Below are 18,793 nucleotides of genomic sequence, written 5' to 3'. Positions count from 1 at the left end.
GGCATGGCGCTGGCCGCCTGCTCGCGCTCGGGGTTCGTCAAGCCAAACATCGACCGACCGACTTACGACATTGGCGGGACCCCCGAGTTCCGCCGCGCCGAGGCCGCGCGCGAACAGCTGGCGCTGGGCGTGCGCGCCTACCAGCAGGGCGACGATCGGGCCGCTGAGCGTCAGGGCCGGGCGGCCCTGCGCAACGACCAGACCGCGGCTGACGCCAATACGCTGCTGGCCCTGGTCAGCGAGCGCCAGGGCCGCCAGGCGCAGGCCGGAGCCTACTACCACGCCGCGGTCGAGCGCGCGCCCAACCGCGGTACGGCCCTCAACAACTACGGGGCCTGGCTGTGCCGCAACGGGCGGCCCGGCGAATCGCTGGCGCAGTTCGATGCCGCGTTGCAGGACCCGCGTTACGGCGACCGGGCTGGCGCCCTGGCCAACGCAGGCGCCTGCGCGCTCGATACCGGCGATGCGGCGCGTGCTGAACGGGACCTGCGCGCCGCGCTCGAGCTCGAGCCTGAAAGCGTGGTGGCGCTCGATGCCATGGCCCGGCTCCTCGCCGGCCAGGGCCGGTGGTTCGATGCGCGGGCTTTTTCGCAACGACGGCTTGCCGTGGCCCCCGCAACTGCGGCAGCATTGCAGCTGGCGGCCCGCATCGAACAGGGGCTCGGCGACGGTGCCGCCGCCGATCGACTTGTGCGGCGCCTCGAGACCGAATTTCCGGACGCGTCGCAACTTCAGCCAAGGGAAACCAGTCCACCATGAGTTCTTCGCACCAGGCCATGCCAGAGACCACGTCTGGGGTCGGAGAGCGCCTGCGCGTTACACGCGAGCAGGCCGGATTGCGTCTTGCCGATGTCGCCGCACGACTGCGGATGCAGGTGCGCGTGGTCGAGGCCCTCGAGGCCGAAGACTGGGGGCGCCTCGGGGCACAGGTGTTCGTGCGCGGGCAGTTGCGCAGTTATCTGCGCATGCTCGGGCTGCCCGAGTCGCTGGCCGACACCGTTTCGGCGGCCACCGAGGTGCGCCCGCCGGAGCTGACCCCGCGCACCTACACCCCGCCGATGCAGCGGATGCTGGACAAGGCCATGGGCCGCGCGGTCTATGTCGTCATCACCGCGCTGATCGTCGTGCCGGTCTGGGTGGCGACGCGCCAGCATGTCGACGACTCCGGTGAGATCACCGCCTCGCTCGGTGTGCTCGGGGACGACGCTGCGCCTGCGCAGCCTGTCGGCCCGCGCCCGGTCACGGCCTCGCTGGGTGCGCTGCCCAAGCGTGCGACCGTGCCCGTGGCGACGGCCGAGCCCCAGGCCGGGCGGCTGTCGCTGCGCTTCAACGGTCCGAGCTGGGTGGAAATCGTCGGCCACGACGGCCGCCGGATCGAGTCGGCCGAGATCCCGGCCGGCCAGCAGCGCGAGTTCGCGACTGCGGATGTCCACCGCATCGTGCTGGGCAATGCCGGCGCGGTCGAGGTGCTGCGCGATGGGGTCGTTCAGGATCTGTCCGAGTTTCGCCGGTCGAACGTCGCGCGCTTTGAGGTATCCTCCGATCGCGGTTTTGCGCCCGTCGCCGAGTAGTCGCGACCCGCGCTGCACACAGGACCGGCACGGCGCGTGAGCGCTGCCGCCGGTCTGTCGTTTTCCAATGGCAAAGACCCGTCGCCGGCGACGGGCGCAGAGAACATATGGCACTTGATGAGCTGCTGGACGAGCGCGAACAGGGGGAGCGGGTCAAGGCCTGGCTTCGCGACAACGGTCTGGGCCTGGTCGGTGGCGTTGCCGTCGGCGCAGTCCTGATCTTCGGCTGGCAGTACTGGAAGCAGCGGACCCACGTCCAGGCGGTCGCCCAGCACGCCGACTACCAGGCCGCGGTGCTCGACATCCGCGCCGGTGCGCTCGACAAGGCCGGCGAGCGCATCGCCGCGCTGCCCGATTCCACCTATGGCGAACTGGCTGCGTTGCAGCTGGCCAAGGCCCAGCTCGACGCCGGCGACCGCGATGCCGCGATCGCGACGCTGCAGGGCGTCGAAGGTGCCGACCCCGGTGTGACAGCGGTCGTGCGCCAGCGCCTGGCGCGGCTGCTGATCGATGCCGACCGCGGCCAGGAGGCGGTCGCATTGCTCGACGGCGTCGACGACGCGGTCTCGCTGGAAGTACGCGGCGACGCGCATTTCGCGCTCGACCAGGCCGAGCAGGCCCGCGCCGACTACACCGCCGCACTGCGCGGCCTCGACAGCGCGGCGCCGCAGCGCGGCCTGGTCGAGCTCAAGCTTTCCCAAGTCGGCGGTGCGCCGGACGAACCCGAGGTTGAATCCTGATGACCGAGCACACGGCCCCCGCCGCGGCTTCCCCCGTTCCGTCCCGCGCGTTGCGGTTCGCGGCGATTGCGCTGTGCGCGGTCGCGGTGAGCGGTTGCAGCACTGTGCGCGGCTGGTTCGGCAACAGCGAGAAGGCCGATGCCAAGGCGCTGTCGGAACCCGCCAAGCTGACCGACATCACGCCGTCGGTGACAGTCTCCCGCTTGTGGCGGACCAGCGCCGGCAAGGGCGAAGGTCGCCTGGGCGTGCGCCAGGGCCCGGTGGTCGCCGATGGCCGCGTCTATGTCGCCGCGATCAAGGGCGGCGTGCGCGCACTGGACCTGCAGAGCGGCGCCTCGGTCTGGCGCCACGAATCGGACCTGCGGTTGAGCGGCGGTCCGGGCGTCGGCGACGGCCTGGTCGTGGTCGGCAGCCTGGACGGCGACGTGCTGGCGCTCGATGCGGCAACCGGCGAACAGCGCTGGACCGCCAAGGTCACTAACGAGGTCATCGCCGCGCCGACGATCGGGCAGGGCTTGGTGCTGGTGCGCTCCAACGACGGCCGCGTCACCGCGTTCGACATCGCCAGCGGCGAGCGCCGCTGGTTCTGGGTCCGTGAGCTGCCGTCGCTGACCGTCCGCGGCAACGACGCGCCGGTGCTCGGCCCAGGCTTTGCCTTCGTCGGCAATGACGACGGCACGCTCGCCGCGCTTGCGCTGGCCGATGGCCGCACGTTGTGGGAGCAGGCGGTCGCCCAGCCCGACGGCCGCACCGAGCTCGAGCGCATGGCCGACGTCGACGGCACCCCGGTGCTCGAAGAGGCCGTGCTGTTCGCCAGCAGCTACCGCCATCGCACGATGGCGCTGGAAGGCCCGAGCGGTCGGCCGCTGTGGGTCAGCGACCATGGCGGCGCCAACCGCCCGGCGCTGTCGCCGCACCGCGTGGTCGTGACCGACGCCAACGGCACCGTCTGGGCCCTGGACAAGTTCAGCGGCACGGCGGCCTGGCAGCAGCCGGCGCTGGCGCGGCGCAATCTCAGCGCTGCGGCAGTGCAGGGCGACTACGCCGTGGTCGGCGATCTCGATGGCTATCTGCACTGGCTGCGCCTGGACGACGGCGAGTTCGCTGCGCGCGAGCGCGCCGGCCGCGACCCGATCAAGGGTGCCCCGGTCGTCGCCGATGGCGTGCTGGTGGTGCAGACCGTCGACGGCGACGTCAGCGCCTGGCGCTTGAACCAGTAGGGTTTCGACGCCGCCAATGCGACACTAGGGCCCCGGGCGGTGTCACCGTCCGGGGCCCGTCCGTTTTGTAGCCGCCGCTCCAGTGCCGGCCCGTCCTCCCGTTCTCTTGTTCCGGATCCCGCCGCATGCTCCCGCTCGTCGCCCTCGTGGGCCGCCCCAACGTCGGCAAGTCGACGCTGTTCAACGCGATGACCCGCACCCGCGACGCGCTCGTCCACGACGAGCCGGGTGTCACCCGCGACCGTCACTACGGCGTCTGCCGGCTCGGTGCGCGTCCGTTCGCGCTGGTCGACACCGGCGGCATCGCCGGCGAGAGCGTGCACCTGGAAGCGGCCGGACTGGCCGGGCCGACCGCCAAGCAGTCGCGCGCCGCGGCGGCCGAGGCCGACCTGGTGCTGTTCGTCGTGGACGGACGCGAGGGCGCGTCGGCGCTCGACGATGAACTGCTGCGCTGGCTGCGCAAGCTCGGCAAGCCGACGTTCCTGATCATCAACAAGACCGACGGCCTCGACGCGCGCGCGGCGATCGCCGACTTCTCGCGCTACGGCTTCACCGACGCGCACGCGGTGTCCTCGGCGCACCGCCACGGCATCGACGAACTCGTCGACGACGTGCTCGAAAAGCTCCCGGAAACCGGGCAGGCTGAGCAACTGGACACCGATCCCACGCGGATCCGGGTGACCTTCGTGGGCCGCCCGAACGTCGGCAAGTCGACCCTGGTCAACCGCATCCTCGGCGAGGAGCGGATGATCGCCTCGGAGGTCGCCGGCACTACCCGCGATTCGATCGAGGTCGATCTCGAACGCGACGGCCGGCGCTATCGCCTGGTCGACACCGCCGGCATCCGCCGCAAGTCGAAGGTCGACGAGGCGGTGGAGACGTTCTCGATCATCAAGACCCTGCAGGCGATCGAAGCCACCCAGGTCTCGGTGGTGATGATCGACGCCAGCGAGGGCGTTACCGACCAGGACGCGAGCGTGCTCGGTGCAGTGCTCGACTCCGGGCGCGCCCTGGTGGTCGCGGTCAACAAATGGGACGGGCTCAGCGAGTACCAGCGCGAGCAGACCGAGGCGCTGCTGTCGCGCAAGCTCGCGTTCGTGCCCTGGGCCGAGACGGTGCGCATCAGCGCCAAGCACGGCTCGGGCCTGCGTGAACTGTTCGCCGCGATCCATCGCGCGCACGCCTCGGCCAACTACAAGTTCGGCACGTCGGATGTGACCCGCGCGCTCGAGATCGCCGCCGAGACCAACCCGCCGCCGGTCGTGCGGGGGCATGCGCCCAAGCTGCGCTTCGCCCATCCGGGTGGCGAGAACCCGCCGACGATCGTCGTCCACGGCAATCGCCTGCGTACATTGCCCGACAGTTACCGCCGGTACCTGGAAAACTTCTTCCGCAAGCGCTTCAAGCTGGTCGGCACACCGGTGCGCTTCGTGTTCCGCGAGGGCGACAACCCCTACAAGGACAAGAAGAACGTGCTCAGCGAACGCCAGGTCGCCAAGAAGAAGCGGCTGATCCGGCACGTCAAGCGCAAATGAGCGCGCCGCCCACCGCGGCCGCGTTGACTGTCGGCGTGATTGCCGGCGGACGTGGCACGCGTCTGGGCGGTCTCGACAAGGCCTGGCTGGAGCAGGGCGGCACCGCGCAGGTGCTGCGCTGGCATGCACGCTTCGCGCCGCAGGCGGCACGGTTTTTGGTCAGCGCCAATCGCGATCTCGCACGCTACGCGGCCCACGGCATCGAGACCGTGGTCGACCGCACCCCCGATGCCGGGCCGATGTCCGGACTCGACGCACTGGCCGCCGCCGTCGACACACCCTGGCTGCTGACCCTGCCGGTCGACCTGTGCGACGCCGACGCCCGCCTGTTGCCGATGCTCGCAATGCTGGCCGGCGACCGCGGCGCTTGCGCGCAGGACGACGACGGCGTGCAGCCGCTGGTCGCGTTGTGGCCGACCGACGCCCTGCGCCGCGGCGCCGCCGAAGCACTGGCATGCGGCGACTACGCCGTGCGCGCCCTGCAACACCGGCTCGGCATGCGGGTGGTCCGGTTGCAGGGTGTACGCTTCGGCAACCTCAATACGCCTGACGATCTGATCGATGCCGGAATCGCCGCACCCTGACACCCCGTCCTTTCCGTACCGCGTGCCGTTCGACGAGGCCTGCGCGATCATCGATGCAGTCGCCGCCGAACGCGCGCTCGAGGTGCAGACGCTGTCACTGAGCCGCGCGCATGGCCACGTGCTCGCGCGTGATGTTGTCGCCACGCTGCCGCAACCGCCGTTCGACAACTCGGCGATGGACGGCTTCGCGCTGGACCACCACGACCTGGCGGGCGAGGGGACAGTGGTGCTGCAGCTGGTCGGCGAGCAGTTCGCCGGCCCGCGCGCGGACGTGCGCATCGCACGCGGGCAGTGCCTGCGCATCACCACCGGCGCGCCGATCCCCGAAGGCGCCAACACGGTGGTGATGAAGGAAAACACCCGCCTGGACGGCGATCGGGTCGAGATCCTGGTGCCGCCGCGGCCGGGCCAGCACGTGCGGCGCGCCGGCGAGGATGCCCAGGCCGGCGACCACCTGCTGCATGCCGGCGACGTGCTGACCCCGAGCCGGGTCGCACTCGCTGCCTCCCAAGGCCTGGCGCAGTTGGAGGTCGTGCGGCGCCCGACGGTGGCCGTGTTCGCGACCGGCGACGAACTCATCGAGCCCGGCATGCCGCTGCAGCCCGGTCAGATCTACAACTCCAACCGCGAACAGCTGATGGGCCTGCTGCGCGCCGAAGGCCTGGAGCCGGTGGCGTTTCCGACGTTGCCCGACGACCCGGCGCAGATCGCCTCTGCACTGCGCCATGCCGGCGAGGCCTTCGACCTGGTGCTGACCTGCGGCGGCGTGTCGGCCGGCGAGAAGGACCACCTGCCCGAACTGCTGCAACGTCGCGGCCGGGTGCGGCTGTGGAAGACGATGATGAAGCCGGGCATGCCGTTGCTGTTGGCCGAGGGCGACACGCTGGGCCCGGCGCTGTTCCTGTGCTTGCCGGGCAATCCGGTCTCGGTGCTGGCCACCTGGCTCGCGGTCGGCCGGCGCCTGGTCGACGGCATGCAGCGGCGCGTCCCGCGTCCGGTTCGCCGCGCGCGGCTGCGCGGCGCCTGGACCAAGCAGCACGAGCGGCTGGAATTCCTGCGCGGGCGCTGGTCGATCGATGAGGACGGCGTGTCGCGGGTCGAACCCAACCCCGCCGACGGCTCGCACCGGATGCAGGCGGCGGCCGACTCGGACGTGCTGATCGTGCTCGAAGCTGGCGCGCGCGAATACCCGGCCGATAGCGTGGTCGAGGTCGTGCCGTACTGAGCGATCCGTCCATGCACGCAGTGCGGTGCCTCGGAAGCGCGATAATCTGCGCATGAGCATTCCCGAGATTTCTCCCGACGAGGCCCTGCGCCGGCGTCGGGCCGGTGCCCGCCTGATCGATGTGCGCGAGGCCCACGAGCGCGTGACTGGCATGGCCGAAGGCGCCGAGGGGATCGACCGCGCCACGCTGGAAGCCGCGCCGCAGGCGCACGTGCCCGATCGCGCCGCGCCGCTGTTGCTGATCTGCCAGAGCGGCCAGCGCTCGCGGCAGGCTGCCCACGCGCTGGCCGCAGCCGGCTACACGGATGTCGCCTCGGTCGCCGGTGGCACCAGCCGCTGGCAGGCCGAGGGCCTGCCGACCGTGCTGCCCGACGGCGACATCGACCTCGATTTCCACGACCGCTATTCGCGCCACCTGCGCCTGCCCGAGGTCGGCCTGGAGGGCCAGCGCCGGCTGGCCGAGGCGACGGTGCTGGTGACCGGCGCCGGCGGCCTCGGATCACCCGCCGCCTATTACCTCGCCGCGGCCGGCGTGGGCACGCTGCGCATCGCCGACGACGATGTCGTCGACCGCAGCAACCTGCAGCGGCAGATCCTGCATGCCGAGGACCGCATCGGCCAGCCCAAGGTCGCCTCGGCCGCGGCCACGCTCGGCGCGCTGAACCCGCGCACGCGGATCGAGCCGATCGCCGAACGCGTGACCAGCGCCAACATCGATCGGTTGATCGATCGCGTCGATGTCGTGCTCGATGGCGCCGACAACTTCCCGGTCCGCTATCTGCTCAACGATGCCTGCGTGCTGCATCAAAAGCCCCTGGTCTATGGCGCCGTGCACCGCTTCGAAGGCCAGGTCAGCGTGTTTGACGCCGGCCGCGAGCGCGGCCGCTGCCCCTGCTACCGCTGCCTGTTCCCCGAACCGCCGCCGCCCGAGGACGCGCCCAACTGTTCGGAAGTCGGCGTGCTCGGCGTGCTGCCGGGCGTGATCGGCCTGCTGCAGGCGACCGAGGTGCTCAAACTGCTGATCGGTATCGGCGAGCCGCTGCGCGGGCGCCTGCTGCAGTTCGACGCATTGCGGATGCGCTTCCGCGAAACCCGGCTCAGCGCCGACCCCGATTGCCCGCTGTGCGCGCCGGGGCGCGACTTCCCCGGCTACATCGACTACGCGGCGTTCTGCGCCGGCTGAATGCCTTCAGGGCGCCGCTTCGGGTGCCACCAGCGGCGCGATCACGCCGTCGAGCCAGTCGATCAGCACCTGCAACAGCCGCGAGCCGCGCTGTGGGCCCGGATAGAGCGCCGTCACCGGCAGGGCCGGCGGCGGCATGTCCGGCAGCAGCTCGCACAGCTGGCCGGCCGCGAGCAGGTCGGCGACGTCGTAGCGCGGGACCTGGATCGCGCCCAGGCCCGCCAGGGCGCAGGCGATGTAGGTCTCGGCGTTGCCGACTCCGACCCGTCCGGTCATCGGGCGGGTCACGAGGCCGTCCGCGGTCTGGAACTCCCAGAGCTCCGCCCGCCCGCCGGGCGACTGGCCGAAATGGATCGCCGGCAGGGCCGCGAGCGCGTCCAGGTCCGTGACCGGCCCGTGCCGCGCCAGCAGCGCGGGCGCGGCGCAGGTGGCCTGCTGCAGCTGCCCGAGCGGGCGTGCGACCAGATCCACATCGCCGACCGGACCGACCCGCAGTACGCAGTCGATGCCGTCGCCCACCAGATTGCTGACCCGATCGCTGCCGCCGAGCTCCACTGCGATGCCGGGATAGGCCGCCAGAAACGCCGGCAGGGCGGGCGCCAACAGCAACCGGGCCATCCGCGCCGGCGCCTCGACCCGCAGCAAGCCGCTGGGCTGCGCGTCTGGCCGGAACAATTGCGCGATGCCGTCGGCGTCGGCGAGCAGCTCGACGCCGCGCGCGTAGAGCCGCTCGCCATCGCTGCTGAGCCGGACCTGCCGGGTCGTGCGCTGGAACAACCGCGCGCCCAGGTGGCGCTCCAACTGGCCGATCGCGCTGGAGACCGAGGAGGGCGCCAGGCCCTCGAGTTCGGCCGCGCGGCTGAAACTGCCGCAGTCGGCGACCCGGCGGAACAGCGCGAGATGGCGCAACAGATCCATGATTATTCGGCCAGGTCGAATTCAAACCTTCGATTCATCGTGTTTATTCGAGCCGAGGGCTGCGGTCAACTGGGGGTTCCCCAACGCAGGAGCACGACATGTCCAAGATCGACCATTCGCTGCACGGCAAGACAGTGCTGATCGCCGGCGGCGCGAAGAACCTCGGCGGGCTGATCGCCCGCGACCTGGCCTGGAACGGCGCCAGCGCGGTGCTGATCCACCACCACGATGCCGCCTCGCTGCCGGCCGCGCAGGAAACCGCGCGCGCCGTCGAGGCGGCCGGCGCCAAGGCCGCGCTGTTCGCCGGCGACCTGACCCGCCCGGACAACGTCGCCGCGCTGTTCGATGCCGGCGTGAAGGCCTTCGGGCACATCGACATCGCGATCAACACCGTCGGCATGGTGCTCAAGAAGCCGCTCACCGAGATCGGCGAGGCCGAGTACGACAAGATGTTCGACATCAACGCCAAGGCGGCGTTCTTCTTTCTGCAGCAGGCCGGCCTCAAGGTCGCCGACCACGGCAAGGTGCTGACCCTGGTGACCTCGCTGCTGGGCGCGTTCACTGCGAACTACGCGGCCTATGCCGGCGCCAAGGCCCCGGTGGAGCACTTCACCCGCGCCGCCGCCAAGGAGTTCGGCGCGCGCGGCATCTCGGTGACCGCGATCGGGCCGGGGCCGATGGACACGCCGTTCTTCTACGGCCAGGAGGACAAGGACGCCGTGGCCTACCACCGCTCGGCGGCCGCGCTGTCGGGCTGCAGCCGCACCGGCCTGACGGATATCGAGGACGTGGTGCCGTTCGTCCGGCACCTGGTCAGCGAGGGCTGGTGGATCACCGGGCAGACCCTGCTGATCAACGGCGGCTACACCACCAAGTAGGCGACGCGGTGCGCCAGCCTGCCGGCCTTCACACGGGGCGGGGCACGATGGGACCCATCCTGCCCCCGCCCCCGAGGTTGCGCATGTCGTCACGCTGGCTCTGTCTGCTCGTCCTGGCCTGGCTGCTGGCATGGCCGCTGGGCGCGTCCGCCGCCGATCCGTGCCCATTGCTGCGGATGCAGGTGGCGGCGCCGGACCCCGCGACGCGGCTGGCCGCGGTCGCCTGCGAAGAACACCAGGTCTGGCACCGCCCCTTCATCGATGTGGAAGGGCGCTACGCCGGCTCCACCGTGCGCGAGGCCGAGACCGCGCTGCTGACCAATGGCGAGCAGGCCTGGCGCCGGGTCGCGGGCTATTGGGTCGGCGCGGGTCTGCTGTCCCGGCTCGAGCACCGGCCGGGCGCCGGCGAGTGCGCCTACGCGGCCTACGGCGGCGCACCGTCGCCCGGCTGCCGGGCCTTCCTGATCGACGTGCCGTGGTCGGCGGCGTTCGTGTCGTGGACCGCGCGCCGCGCAGCGTTGCCCGGCTTCGAGGGCTCGCCCAGCCACGTCGACTACGTGCGTGCGGCCTATCGCAACCCCGAGACCAGCGCCTACCGCGTCGCCAACCCGGTGAGCGCGCGACCGGCGCGCGGCGACCTGCTGTGCTACGTGCGCGCCGCCAACCGCGTCTTCGGCTTCGCCGGCCTGGCGACATTGCTCAGCAGCGAGGACAGCGGGCTGGGCATGCATTGCGATGTCGTGGTCGGCGCCGCGGCCGAGGGCGGCAACATCGCGTACCTGGTCGGTGGCAACGTGCTCGACGGCGTCACCATGCGCATGCTGCCGTTGTCGGCCGGCGGGCAGTTCGCGGAATTGGCGATGCGCACGCTCGACGATGTGCCGTGCACGCCCGACACCCCGGCCGCCTGCAGCGCCAACCGCCAGGACTGGGCCGTGCTGCTGCAACTGCGGCCGGCGCAGGAACTGGCCGCGTTGCAGCCAGCGATGCCGTTGGTCTCGCCGAGGGCGCCCACGCCGGTGCTGCCGACGCCCGGCCAGCCCTCCGCGCCGATGTGCTGCGTGGAGTGCAGCGTCGGCGACGGCCTGCCGCGTTGCCCCTGACGCGGCGGGCTCAGCCCGCGTGTGCGCGTTGGCTCGCGGCGAACGCGGCCTGCTGCTCCGGCGTCGCCTCGCGCTGGTGCTGCGCCTTCCAGGCGTCGAACGGCATGCCGTAGAACGCCTCGCGGGCGGCGGCCTTGTCGAAGGCCACGCCCTCGGCGCGGACCGCATCGCCGTACCAGTCGGCCAGGCAGTTGCGGCAGAAGCCGGCCAGGATCATCAGGTCGATGTTCTGCACGTCCGGGCGCGCCTCGAGCAGATGCGCGCGCAGGCGCCGGAACGCGGCGGCTTCGGCGCGGATGCGGGCGTCGTCGGACAGCGGGGCGGGCGTGGGCGCGGGCGTGTCGGTCATGATCGTTCCAGGGGCAGGGGAGGCCGACAGCATCGGCATCGCTGCCGACGTCTGCAAGCCGGGCCCCGAATCAGGGACAATGGGCCGCTCTTTTGCCGCACGACGCCCGCATGACCGCCGCAGACCCTGTTCCGGCCCGAATCCTCGACGGCAAGCGCATTGCCGACACCCTGCTCGACGAATTGCGCGTGCGCGTTGACGCACGGATCGCCGACGGCGGGACGCGTCCGGGCCTGGCGGTGGTGCTGGTCGGCAGCGACCCGGCCTCGCAGTCTTACGTGCGCAACAAGCGTCGCGCCGCGCAGAAGGTCGGCATCCAGGCCTTCGACTTCGACCTGCCGGTGGGCACGACCGAGGCCGAGCTGGTTGCGCTGATCGACCGCCTCAACGCCGACCCCGCGGTGCACGGCATCCTGGTGCAACTGCCGCTGCCGGGCATCGAGGACGCAAGCCGGCTGATCGAGCGCATCGATCCGCGCAAGGACGTCGACGGCTTCCACCCGGCCAACGTCGGCCATCTTGCGCTGCGCCAGTTCGGTCTGCGCCCGTGTACGCCGCGTGGCATCACCACGCTGCTGGCCTACACCGACCGCCCGGTGCGCGGCGCCAGCGCCACGATCGTCGGCGTCAGCAACCACGTCGGCCGGCCGATGGCGCTGGAACTGATGATCGCCGGCTGCACGGTGACCACCTGCCACCGTTTCACGCCGTTTGATGTGCTGCGCCGCCATGTCGGCGAGGCCGATATCCTGGTGGTTGCGGTGGGCCGCCCGGGGTTGATTCCCGGTGACTGGGTCAAGCCCGGCGCGGTGGTGATCGATGTCGGCATCAACCGCCTCGACGACGGCCGCCTGGTCGGCGATGTCGGCTTCACCGAGGCCGCGCGGCGCGCCAGCTGGATCACCCCGGTGCCCGGCGGCGTCGGCCCGATGACCGTGGCCACACTGATGCAGAACACCATCGAAGCGGCCGAGCAGTCAGACCAGGCCTGATCGCCGCGCCACCCAGCCGTCGCCGCGCCAAGCGGACGATGGCGGGCGCGCAGCCGGCCCCGCGACGTCAGGTCGCGGCGCGCCGGGCGGGCAAACGCGATAGAATGGCGCGCTTCCTCCTCCCCGGCACCCCGCATGCTGCGCATCCAGGCCGAAGCACTCACCTACGACGACGTCTCGCTCGTTCCCGCCCACTCGATCGTCCTGCCCAAGGACGTCCGCCTCGCCACGCGGCTGACCCGCGACCTGCGTCTGAACCTGCCGATCGTCTCGGCGGCGATGGACACGGTTACCGAAGCGCGCCTGGCGATCGCGATGGCGCAGATGGGCGGCATCGGCATCGTGCACAAGAACCTGAGCGTCGAGCGCCAGGCGGCCGAAGTGGCCCGGGTCAAGAACTTCGAAGCCGGCGTCATCCGCGAGCCGTTCACCGTCGGCCCCGACGCGACGATCGCCGAGGTCATGAAGCTGACCCGTGCGCGCAACATCTCCGGCGTGCCCGTCGTCGACGACGGCAAGCTGGTCGGCATCGTCACCGGGCGCGACCTGCGCTTCGAGACCAAGCTCGACGATCCGGTGCGCAACGTCATGACCAAGCACGACCGCCTGGTCACCGTGCGCGAGGGCGCGGGCGAGGACGAAGTGCTGGCGCTGCTGCACAAGCACCGCATCGAGAAAGTGCTGGTGGTCAACGACGACTTCGCGCTGCGCGGCCTGATCACCGTCAAGGACATCCAGAAAGCCCACGACAACCCCAACGCCGCCAAGGACGCCGACGAGCAACTGCTGGTGGGCGCGGCGGTCGGCGTGGGTGGCGACACCGAAGCGCGCGTCGAAGCGCTGGTCGCCGCGGGCGTGGACGTGATCATCGTCGACACCGCGCACGGCCACTCGCAGGGCGTGCTCGACCGCGTGAACTGGGTCAAGAAGACCTATCCGAAGGTCCAGGTCATCGGCGGCAACATCGTCACCGGCGACGCCGCCAAGGCGCTGGAAGACGCTGGCGCGGACGCGGTGAAGGTGGGCGTGGGCCCGGGCTCGATCTGCACCACGCGCGTCGTTGCCGGCGTCGGCGTGCCGCAGATCACCGCGATCGACTTCGTCGCCGAAGCGCTGCAGGACCGCATCCCGCTGATCGCCGACGGCGGCATCCGCTACTCGGGCGACATCGGCAAGGCCCTGGCGGCCGGCGCCTCGACGGTGATGATCGGCGGCCTGTTCGGCGGCACTGAGGAGTCGCCCGGCGAGGTCGAACTGTTCCAGGGCCGCAGCTACAAGAGCTACCGCGGCATGGGCAGCCTGGGCGCGATGGAGCAGGGCAGCAAGGACCGGTACTTCCAGGATTCGTCCGACGCCGACAAGCTGGTGCCCGAAGGCATCGAAGGGCGCGTGCCGTACCGCGGCCCGCTGGCCGGCATTGTCCACCAGCTCGCCGGCGGCCTGCGCGCGACGATGGGCTACGTGGGCTGCGCGACGATCGAAGAGATGCGCACCAAGCCGCAGTTCGTGAAGATCACCGGCGCCGGCCAGCGCGAGAGCCACGTCCACGATGTGACTATCACCAAGCAGCCGCCGAACTACCAGGCCGGCTGAGGACGCGGTACGACGCACCGATGCGGGATCCGCGCAAGTGGGTCCCGTTTCGTATCCGGCCTTCGCACACCCTGTTTCGAGCGCTTCGCGCGCCACCTATATCCCAACAAGCCCACGCCGATGACCGACCTGCACAGCGACAAGATCCTGATCCTCGACTTCGGCGCGCAGTACACGCAGCTGATCGCCCGCCGCATCCGCGAGCTGGGCGTGTACTGCGAAATCTGGGCCTGGGACCACGATCCGGAGCAGATCGCCGCGTTCGCGCCCAAGGGCATCATCCTCTCCGGTGGCCCCGAATCGACCACCGAGCACGGATCGCCGCGCGCGCCGCAGCAGGTGTTCGACAGCGGCCTGCCGCTGCTGGGCATCTGCTACGGCATGCAGACGATGGCCAAGCAACTGGGTGGCGAAACCGAAGCCGCTGACGCGCGCGAATACGGCCATGCGGAAGTCGCCATCGTCGCCCAGGACCGCCTGTTCGAAGGCCTGAGCGACCACGCCGGCCCCCAGCGCCTGGACGTGTGGATGAGCCACGGCGATCACGTCAGCGCCGCGCCGCCGGACTTCACCGTCACCGCCAGCACCGACCGCGTGCCGGTGGCCGCGTTCGCCAATGAGGCCAAGCGCTGGTACGGCGTGCAGTTCCACCCCGAAGTCACCCACACCAAGCAGGGCCAGGCGCTGCTGCGCCGCTTCGTGGTCGACATCTGCGGCTGCGCCACGCTGTGGACCGCGGCCAACATCATCGACGACCAGATCGCCCGCGTGCGCGAGACCGTGGGTCAGGACGAAGTGATCTTGGGCCTGTCCGGCGGCGTGGACTCATCCGTCGTCGCGGCCCTGCTGCACAAGGCCATCGGCGACCAACTGACCTGCGTGTTCGTCGACACCGGCCTGTTGCGCTACCAGGAAGGCGACCAGGTGATGGCGACCTTCGCCGACGCCTCCAGCGCGCATGGCTTGGGGATTCGCGTCATCCGAATCGACGCACGCGAGCGCTACTTCAACGCGCTGGCCGGCGTGAGCGACCCCGAGGCCAAGCGCAAGATCATCGGCAACCTGTTCGTCGAGATCTTCGACGAGGAATCCACCAAGCTCAGCAACGCCAAGTGGCTGGCGCAGGGCACCATCTACCCCGACGTGATCGAATCGGCCGGCAGCAAGACCGGCAAGGCCCACGTCATCAAGAGCCACCACAACGTGGGCGGCCTGCCCGAGCACATGAAGCTGGGCCTGGTCGAACCGCTGCGCGAGCTGTTCAAGGACGAAGTGCGGCGCCTAGGCGTGGAACTGGGCCTGCCGCGCGAGATGGTCTACCGCCACCCGTTCCCGGGCCCGGGCCTGGGCGTGCGCATCCTCGGCGAGGTGAAGGCCGAGTACGCCGAGATCCTGGCCCGCGCCGACCACATCTTCATCGAGGAACTGCGCCGCGCGGACCTCTACGACAAGACCAGCCAGGCGTTCGCGGTGTTCCTGCCGGTCAAGTCCGTCGGCGTCGTCGGCGATGCCCGCGCGTACGAATGGGTGATCGCGCTGCGCGCCGTGGAGACCATCGACTTCATGACCGCCCACTGGGCACACCTGCCGTACGACTTCCTGGGCCGGGTCTCGAACCGGATCATCAACGAGGTGCGTGGCGTGTCGCGCGTGGTGTACGACATCAGTGGGAAGCCGCCGGCGACGATTGAGTGGGAGTGAACGGAGCGATATCCGAACGCTCGCGTCATTTGCTCCGCTCGCCTGTGTACGGCAGATTTCCGTACATAGGAGTATTTCCATGAGAAACGCGGCCGCCCGTCTGGATATTAAGATCGACGCCCGGGACAAGGATCGGATCGCGCGAGCCGCCGCCTTGTTGCTGCGACCGCTGCTTTCTGATTCAGCTTGCCGTTATCTGCATATCGCGCGTGCCGCCACTGGACGTGCTGCCTGATGAGGCCTAGCGCACCCAGCCGCTGGCGGCGAGAAAGGCGGGCGCGTCAGAAGCGGTGAGGATGTCGTGCAGTGCGGCCGTCTTGTCAGTCGCCTTTTCGTAATAGGCCTTTGCGATCCGAGAGCCGACCCAATAGCCGATATCTCCCGGCTTCTCAGGGGTCGAGTTGTAAAACCAATTGGAGAGATCGGCGCTGTGCATTTCGGCGGCGAAGGCCGCCTCGATATCCTGTTCCCGGCCCTGAACGAGGGGATCTAAGTAGAGATAGGCCGGCCGTCCGATCAGCAGCGACGTGATGAATTCGGCGCCGCCTTCGAGAAGAGCGGCTTCGAGCACCGTTGGTGCGTCCTTCTCGGTCAAAAGCGGGTTCTGCTGGGCGTGAACATACTCATGCACCAGAACGCCCACGAACCGGTTCTCTATGTCTGGATCGATGAAGTCCGTTGCGCAAAGCGCCTCCAGCCCCACCTGCACGCCGTCGATCGGGCTGGCGATGGCGACAGGCCGACCGCGGCCGATGGCGACGGTTACGGTCGGCAGTCGCGCCTGCGGATAAAGATCGACAAGCTTCGCCAAGGCGGCGTCGACCCGTTTCTTCACTCGGGGAAGGATGGCCGCGCACCGGCGAGCTTCCTCGTAGATGGCAGGGCTGCTCGCGATGGCCATGGCGAGACGCGGTGCGGTCGTCCGCCGAGCATCAAAAAAGGTTCTCAAACCGGGTGAGCCGGCGTCGATGTAGAGCGTTTGCAGTTGATCCGCGCTCGGACTTCCCGATGTCTGCTCATAAAGGCGGTAGAAGAGGTCGACGTCCGTGGTGTCCAGCGTCGCGCTCTGGGCCGAAACGACTTCGCCTGCTCCAAGAGCCAACAGGCCTCCAAGCACAACGCAAATGCGGGAGCGTTCCGCCACAGCCGCGATCATGCGCCGCGTCCGCGTCATTTCCATGCGATCTAGCTCCCTGGCTCCAGGACGTCGACGGCGATCATGCGCCGGGCCGCCGCTTCGCACAACAGCTCAAGCGAACGCTCGGCCTCCGCGTAATTCTCAGCGCCCCGGATGCCGTAGTGAATAGGCATCACGACGCGAGCTTCAAGGATGACGGCTGCGGCGACGGCCTGTCCGGGCGTCAACACAGCTGGCGTTCCAAGCTCCATCATCTGCTCCATGAGCCGATCGCTTGAAGGCGGCGATGCATAAGAATATGGTTGCATAGGGCACCTTCTGTCTAGTACATATGTAAAGGTAATCGTATAAATCTGACAGAGGATTGCTCATGAATCATCGTCGGTTCGCTTGTGGGTTGGAGGCGGCGCTCGATCTGATCGCCGGAAAATGGAAGTTGCTGATCCTTTATCATCTACGCAGCGAACGGCGACGCTTCAGCGCCTTGCGGCGCCTGGTAGGCGACGTCAGCGAGAAGGTCTTGAGCGAACAGTTGAAGGCGATGACGGCCGACGGGCTGGTGCGCCGGATCGATCACAGGACCGTGCCGCCTCATGTGGAGTACGAGCTGACGGCGTTCGGTCACGACTTCTGCGAAAGCTTCTCAGCCGTCTGTGAGTGGGGGGATAGGAACATCAGGCGGGTCGAGAAAATAGCAGCACAAAGGTAGTGGCGCCTTTCAAGTGCTTGGAATTTATCGAGAATATAGCGCAAGATTGTAGGTGTATTCGGATTAAAAGGCTTCAGTGACAGGCTGAATTGCCGAGAACCCGTTAGCAATAGGCCGGTCGATCGGCTGGCGGCGAGCATGCGTGCCGAGAATTAGCCCGGGTCAAGAATCGAGCATCTCAACGGCCGAAGCGAACACTTCCAAGCGCCCGTTACAGGCCGAAATGCAGATGTTGAACTAAGTAGTATCCGCGCCAGTGAAAGGAGATAGCAGGGCGACCTGGTGTCCTTTTCTGCCCATCGCCGCAAAGCGCACGGTCGAACGCGTGCGCTTTCGCAGATCGCTATTCTGAAGCTTGGGCGGGCGTCCCCGCCTCTTCGCAAGCGCCCCATCTCTCTTTCGCGCGGAGTTCGAGAGCCGGCCGAGCGCGATGCGGCTGATCGAACAATGCATGTGGGTCTGACGTCAGCCGCTATCCGACCAATCCTGCTCCGCTACACGCTTAGCGCACCTTCTTGACGGGACAGCGCTGCCAAGGCGGCAGTGGGTCGTAAGGCGTTCCGCATCTCAAACAGCGCGATGTCCATCTTCGCCGCGATCATGCTGACCACCACGGCCTTAAGTCGGTCGAGTTGCCATCCGCTGGGCCTTTATCGACGCTTCTGCTAAGTCCGATGAGAGCAGATCAGCTGCAATTATTAGCTCGGTGCCGAGTTAAAGGTGCGCCGTTACACTTACAAATAAGTGGGTACTAGTAGAGCAACTAGTGCTCGATTAAAGTGTGGCTGCAGATCTCAACATTGAACGAGGAAGCGAAATGACAGTCTTTCATCGCCGCTCGATTCTGATCGGACTCACAACGCTCGTTGCGGGACCGTTAGCTTGGCGTACCGTCGCAGAAGCGAAGCCGTTTCCGAGCAACGTAGATATCGTCAAGGAACTGTACCTGGTGGCTGAGTCAGGTAGCCTCGATGCGGATAGATTTGTTTCTCTTTTTGCTGACGACGGATATTTTCTCGATGTGCCGTCAGGACAAAGATGGGTAGGTCAGGAAATTCGAGAGCCGGTTACTGGTCTGATCCGTGCTTATCCCGACATGCACCGTGAGCTTCTGGAAGTTTATTCCGCCCCTAACAATGTGGTGGTGGTCGAGCTCAGACTGCAAGGCAGTCATCGTGGTGATCTTCCGCTCCGCGATGGTGTCCTTCGTGCTACCAATAAAGAGTTCGATGTACCTTGTTGCGACGTGTGGCATCTGGAGAACGGAAAGGTAAAGTCGTTTCACTGCTACAACAACCTAGTCGCCACGCTTATGGGCTGATCACCTCTTGGTCAACACGGCAGTGTCCGGAAC

20 protein-coding genes are annotated in these 18,793 nt (G+C 68.6%); 16 read left to right on the top strand and 4 right to left on the bottom strand.

The window, feature by feature from the left end; genetic code table 11:
* The first annotated feature begins 3 nt into the window (after positions 1-3).
* The 8 genes from pilW (at position 4) to moeB (ending at position 8,058) form a co-directional block, all read left to right on the top strand.
* Complete coding sequence (pilW, locus tag MNO14_RS08705; protein WP_241943383.1) at positions 4-759, top strand: type IV pilus biogenesis/stability protein PilW; 756 nt, start codon at positions 4-6, stop codon at positions 757-759.
* The gene (locus MNO14_RS08700) at positions 756-1,571 is read left to right on the top strand and encodes a RodZ domain-containing protein (protein WP_241943382.1); all 816 of its coding nucleotides are present in this window, start codon (positions 756-758) and stop codon (positions 1,569-1,571) included. Before pilW ends, MNO14_RS08700 begins: the two co-directional genes overlap by 4 nt.
* A gap of 107 nt (positions 1,572-1,678) precedes the next feature.
* Positions 1,679-2,311: a tetratricopeptide repeat protein gene (locus MNO14_RS08695; RefSeq protein ID WP_241943381.1), complete on the top strand. Its 633-nt coding sequence runs from the start codon at positions 1,679-1,681 to the stop codon at positions 2,309-2,311.
* Positions 2,311-3,531 carry an outer membrane protein assembly factor BamB gene (gene bamB / locus MNO14_RS08690; RefSeq protein ID WP_241943380.1) on the top strand — a complete coding sequence of 407 codons (1,221 nt, stop codon included), beginning with the start codon at positions 2,311-2,313 and terminating at the stop codon, positions 3,529-3,531. The genes MNO14_RS08695 and bamB overlap by 1 nt, the downstream gene beginning before the upstream one ends.
* Positions 3,532-3,656: 125 nt before the next feature.
* On the top strand, positions 3,657-5,066 hold the full coding sequence (der, locus tag MNO14_RS08685; RefSeq protein ID WP_241943379.1) for a ribosome biogenesis GTPase Der: 1,410 nt from the start codon (positions 3,657-3,659) through the stop codon (positions 5,064-5,066).
* Positions 5,063-5,650: a molybdenum cofactor guanylyltransferase gene (locus MNO14_RS08680; RefSeq protein WP_241943378.1), complete on the top strand. Its 588-nt coding sequence runs from the start codon at positions 5,063-5,065 to the stop codon at positions 5,648-5,650. Before der ends, MNO14_RS08680 begins: the two co-directional genes overlap by 4 nt.
* Positions 5,628-6,875 carry a gephyrin-like molybdotransferase Glp gene (gene glp / locus MNO14_RS08675; RefSeq protein ID WP_241943377.1) on the top strand — a complete coding sequence of 416 codons (1,248 nt, stop codon included), beginning with the start codon at positions 5,628-5,630 and terminating at the stop codon, positions 6,873-6,875. The genes MNO14_RS08680 and glp overlap by 23 nt, the downstream gene beginning before the upstream one ends.
* Before the next feature lie 52 nt (positions 6,876-6,927).
* The gene (gene moeB, locus MNO14_RS08670; protein WP_241943376.1) at positions 6,928-8,058 is read left to right on the top strand and encodes a molybdopterin-synthase adenylyltransferase MoeB; all 1,131 of its coding nucleotides are present in this window, start codon (positions 6,928-6,930) and stop codon (positions 8,056-8,058) included.
* A 6-nt stretch (positions 8,059-8,064) separates the two neighbouring features.
* Here the strand turns inward: moeB and MNO14_RS08665 are convergent, their stop codons facing one another.
* Positions 8,065-8,976 carry a LysR family transcriptional regulator gene (locus MNO14_RS08665; RefSeq protein WP_241943375.1) on the bottom strand — a complete coding sequence of 304 codons (912 nt, stop codon included), beginning with the start codon at positions 8,974-8,976 and terminating at the stop codon, positions 8,065-8,067.
* Positions 8,977-9,074: 98 nt separating this feature from the next.
* On the opposite strand from MNO14_RS08665, the gene MNO14_RS08660 reads away from it, so the two are divergent.
* Both MNO14_RS08660 and MNO14_RS08655 read left to right on the top strand, forming a co-directional pair.
* Positions 9,075-9,854, top strand: a complete 780-nt coding sequence (locus MNO14_RS08660) for an SDR family oxidoreductase (RefSeq protein WP_241943374.1) — start codon at positions 9,075-9,077, stop codon at positions 9,852-9,854.
* An 83-nt stretch (positions 9,855-9,937) separates the two neighbouring features.
* Positions 9,938-10,957, top strand: coding sequence for a DUF2272 domain-containing protein (locus MNO14_RS08655; RefSeq protein WP_241943373.1), 1,020 nt, complete (start codon positions 9,938-9,940; stop codon positions 10,955-10,957).
* A gap of 10 nt (positions 10,958-10,967) precedes the next feature.
* Here MNO14_RS08655 and MNO14_RS08650 read toward each other — a convergent pair whose 3' ends face one another.
* Positions 10,968-11,306 (bottom strand): DUF1244 domain-containing protein, encoded by a 339-nt coding sequence (locus MNO14_RS08650; RefSeq protein WP_241943372.1) that lies wholly within the window; start codon positions 11,304-11,306, stop codon positions 10,968-10,970.
* 110 nt (positions 11,307-11,416) lie between these two features.
* Here MNO14_RS08650 and folD point away from each other — a divergent pair, with 110 nt between their 5' ends.
* From folD to MNO14_RS08630, 4 genes are all read left to right on the top strand, one after another.
* Positions 11,417-12,298 (top strand): bifunctional methylenetetrahydrofolate dehydrogenase/methenyltetrahydrofolate cyclohydrolase FolD, encoded by an 882-nt coding sequence (folD, locus tag MNO14_RS08645; protein WP_241943371.1) that lies wholly within the window; start codon positions 11,417-11,419, stop codon positions 12,296-12,298.
* A 135-nt stretch (positions 12,299-12,433) separates the two neighbouring features.
* A complete protein-coding gene (gene guaB / locus MNO14_RS08640; protein WP_241943370.1) occupies positions 12,434-13,891 on the top strand; it encodes an IMP dehydrogenase in 1,458 nt (485 codons plus the stop codon).
* A 120-nt stretch (positions 13,892-14,011) separates the two neighbouring features.
* Positions 14,012-15,592 (top strand): glutamine-hydrolyzing GMP synthase, encoded by a 1,581-nt coding sequence (gene guaA, locus MNO14_RS08635; protein ID WP_241943369.1) that lies wholly within the window; start codon positions 14,012-14,014, stop codon positions 15,590-15,592.
* A 79-nt stretch (positions 15,593-15,671) separates the two neighbouring features.
* Positions 15,672-15,827 carry a hypothetical protein gene (locus MNO14_RS08630; protein WP_241943368.1) on the top strand — a complete coding sequence of 52 codons (156 nt, stop codon included), beginning with the start codon at positions 15,672-15,674 and terminating at the stop codon, positions 15,825-15,827.
* 6 nt (positions 15,828-15,833) lie between these two features.
* Here MNO14_RS08630 and MNO14_RS08625 read toward each other — a convergent pair whose 3' ends face one another.
* The gene (locus MNO14_RS08625) at positions 15,834-16,748 is read right to left on the bottom strand and encodes a DUF2268 domain-containing putative Zn-dependent protease (RefSeq protein ID WP_241943367.1); all 915 of its coding nucleotides are present in this window, start codon (positions 16,746-16,748) and stop codon (positions 15,834-15,836) included.
* A gap of 29 nt (positions 16,749-16,777) precedes the next feature.
* Positions 16,778-16,993: a hypothetical protein gene (locus tag MNO14_RS08620; RefSeq protein ID WP_241943366.1), complete on the bottom strand. Its 216-nt coding sequence runs from the start codon at positions 16,991-16,993 to the stop codon at positions 16,778-16,780.
* A 107-nt stretch (positions 16,994-17,100) separates the two neighbouring features.
* Here MNO14_RS08620 and MNO14_RS08615 point away from each other — a divergent pair, with 107 nt between their 5' ends.
* A complete protein-coding gene (locus MNO14_RS08615; protein WP_241943365.1) occupies positions 17,101-17,439 on the top strand; it encodes a helix-turn-helix domain-containing protein in 339 nt (112 codons plus the stop codon).
* A 781-nt stretch (positions 17,440-18,220) separates the two neighbouring features.
* On the top strand, positions 18,221-18,760 hold the full coding sequence (locus MNO14_RS08610; RefSeq protein ID WP_241943364.1) for a nuclear transport factor 2 family protein: 540 nt from the start codon (positions 18,221-18,223) through the stop codon (positions 18,758-18,760).
* Positions 18,761-18,793 lie beyond the last annotated feature (33 nt).

This window comes from Luteimonas sp. S4-F44, assembly GCF_022637415.1.
In the GTDB taxonomy this organism is placed as follows: Bacteria; Pseudomonadota; Gammaproteobacteria; order Xanthomonadales; family Xanthomonadaceae; genus Luteimonas.
Note: the sequence above shows the minus strand (reverse complement) of the source record. Positions and strands in the feature narration are given on the sequence as shown.

Bases quoted from the DNA above. Each gene is read 5' to 3' on its own strand.
- MNO14_RS08695 (WP_241943381.1), top strand. From the start codon at position 1,679: ATGGCACTTGATGAGCTGCTGGACGAGCGCGAACAGGGGGAGCGGGTC.
- MNO14_RS08650 (WP_241943372.1), bottom strand. From the start codon at position 11,306: ATGACCGACACGCCCGCGCCCACGCCCGCCCCGCTGTCCGACGACGCC.
- MNO14_RS08680 (WP_241943378.1), top strand. From the start codon at position 5,063: ATGAGCGCGCCGCCCACCGCGGCCGCGTTGACTGTCGGCGTGATTGCC.
- bamB (WP_241943380.1), top strand. From the start codon at position 2,311: ATGACCGAGCACACGGCCCCCGCCGCGGCTTCCCCCGTTCCGTCCCGC.
- MNO14_RS08660 (WP_241943374.1), top strand. From the start codon at position 9,075: ATGTCCAAGATCGACCATTCGCTGCACGGCAAGACAGTGCTGATCGCC.
- MNO14_RS08615 (WP_241943365.1), top strand. From the start codon at position 17,101: ATGAATCATCGTCGGTTCGCTTGTGGGTTGGAGGCGGCGCTCGATCTG.
- guaA (WP_241943369.1), top strand. From the start codon at position 14,012: ATGACCGACCTGCACAGCGACAAGATCCTGATCCTCGACTTCGGCGCG.
- der (WP_241943379.1), top strand. From the start codon at position 3,657: ATGCTCCCGCTCGTCGCCCTCGTGGGCCGCCCCAACGTCGGCAAGTCG.
- guaB (WP_241943370.1), top strand. From the start codon at position 12,434: ATGCTGCGCATCCAGGCCGAAGCACTCACCTACGACGACGTCTCGCTC.
- MNO14_RS08625 (WP_241943367.1), bottom strand. From the start codon at position 16,748: ATGATCGCGGCTGTGGCGGAACGCTCCCGCATTTGCGTTGTGCTTGGA.
- folD (WP_241943371.1), top strand. From the start codon at position 11,417: ATGACCGCCGCAGACCCTGTTCCGGCCCGAATCCTCGACGGCAAGCGC.
- glp (WP_241943377.1), top strand. From the start codon at position 5,628: ATGCCGGAATCGCCGCACCCTGACACCCCGTCCTTTCCGTACCGCGTG.
- MNO14_RS08700 (WP_241943382.1), top strand. From the start codon at position 756: ATGAGTTCTTCGCACCAGGCCATGCCAGAGACCACGTCTGGGGTCGGA.
- MNO14_RS08620 (WP_241943366.1), bottom strand. From the start codon at position 16,993: ATGGAGCAGATGATGGAGCTTGGAACGCCAGCTGTGTTGACGCCCGGA.
- moeB (WP_241943376.1), top strand. From the start codon at position 6,928: ATGAGCATTCCCGAGATTTCTCCCGACGAGGCCCTGCGCCGGCGTCGG.
- pilW (WP_241943383.1), top strand. From the start codon at position 4: ATGGCGCTGGCCGCCTGCTCGCGCTCGGGGTTCGTCAAGCCAAACATC.
- MNO14_RS08630 (WP_241943368.1), top strand. From the start codon at position 15,672: ATGAGAAACGCGGCCGCCCGTCTGGATATTAAGATCGACGCCCGGGAC.
- MNO14_RS08665 (WP_241943375.1), bottom strand. From the start codon at position 8,976: ATGGATCTGTTGCGCCATCTCGCGCTGTTCCGCCGGGTCGCCGACTGC.
- MNO14_RS08655 (WP_241943373.1), top strand. From the start codon at position 9,938: ATGTCGTCACGCTGGCTCTGTCTGCTCGTCCTGGCCTGGCTGCTGGCA.